Here is an 888-nt window from a genome sequence, read left to right as displayed (position 1 = left end):
AACTTGCCTGCAGAGGTCATGATAGTGATTGCCAACTGGCCGGAAAAGCGAGCCAATCACTGGCAGGCTCTTCTCAAGGCGAGAGCGATCGAGAACCAGTCATTTGTTCTGGGTCTAAACAGGACTGGGGTTGACGGCAACGGCATAGAATACGACGAGGCCTTTTCAGTACTCTTCGATCAAGATGGTAACGAAGTACCCTTTGAAGCAGATAAGGGATTGCTTCTGTGGGAACTGGACTATGAGAGAATGAGTATTCTAAGAGACTGGCGGGAGAGATTCCCCGCCCTAAAGGATATATGAAGCTCTAAACCCTACTAGAGAGTCTGATCTGATTCCAGTTTCAATACCTCTCTCATGAAGAATTCGTCGACGTTTTTCGTCGAAATTCTGGCGAATCTTTTCTCGTCTATGTCGACTACAACTCCGTCGCAACAGGGTCCCATACAGTGGGACGCCTTTAAGGTGGCAAGGTTGCTTAAACCATGTTCGTTAACCAGATCCATAAACCTCTTACTGACCTCGGAAGAGCATTACATAAGGCACACGCTTCCAGTGCAAACTTCGATAATCAAGGGCAATCTTCCGTTTATGACTCCTTCCACAACAAATTATAAGCTTACAGAAGATGAAGCCTAAATCTAACTCAAAGGTACATATTCTTAATCTCCTTCATCTCGACTCTAAGTAAATTCTATTCTGATGCATTAACTCTCTTGAGTAGACTTAATCATGATCCACTTCACCTGTCAGGATCACCCCGAACTTGATCCGGGATCTGCACCTTTGAAGACCGTGGCAGGGGGCAGCGCGTTGGTGGTTGGAAAGAGCAAGTAATCAGTTCCAAGTTGCAAGTTGTCGTGTGCCAAGAAGGCGAAGAAGGAAACT

At 45.9% G+C, this 888-nt stretch carries 2 protein-coding genes; one reads left to right on the top strand and one right to left on the bottom strand.

The annotated features are described in order from the left end of the window. The coding region (locus tag BG32_RS13720; RefSeq protein WP_310793899.1) for a nitrilase-related carbon-nitrogen hydrolase at positions 1 to 303 on the top strand (303 nt) is incomplete at its 5' end. A gap of 14 nt (positions 304 to 317) precedes the next feature. Here the strand turns inward: BG32_RS13720 and BG32_RS13715 are convergent. After that, positions 318 to 506 carry a (2Fe-2S) ferredoxin domain-containing protein gene (locus tag BG32_RS13715; protein WP_121526991.1) on the bottom strand — a complete coding sequence of 63 codons (189 nt, stop codon included), beginning with the start codon at positions 504 to 506 and terminating at the stop codon, positions 318 to 320. Positions 507 to 888 lie beyond the last annotated feature (382 nt).

It is taken from the genome of Mesotoga sp. HF07.pep.5.2.highcov (genome assembly GCF_003666285.1).
In the GTDB taxonomy this organism is placed as follows: Bacteria; Thermotogota; Thermotogae; order Petrotogales; family Kosmotogaceae; genus Mesotoga; species Mesotoga prima.
Note: the sequence above shows the minus strand (reverse complement) of the source record. Positions and strands in the feature narration are given on the sequence as shown.

Coding starts and splice junctions, on each gene's coding strand:
- BG32_RS13715 (WP_121526991.1), bottom strand. CDS start 506: ATGGATCTGGTTAACGAACATGGTTTAAGCAACCTTGCCACCTTAAAG.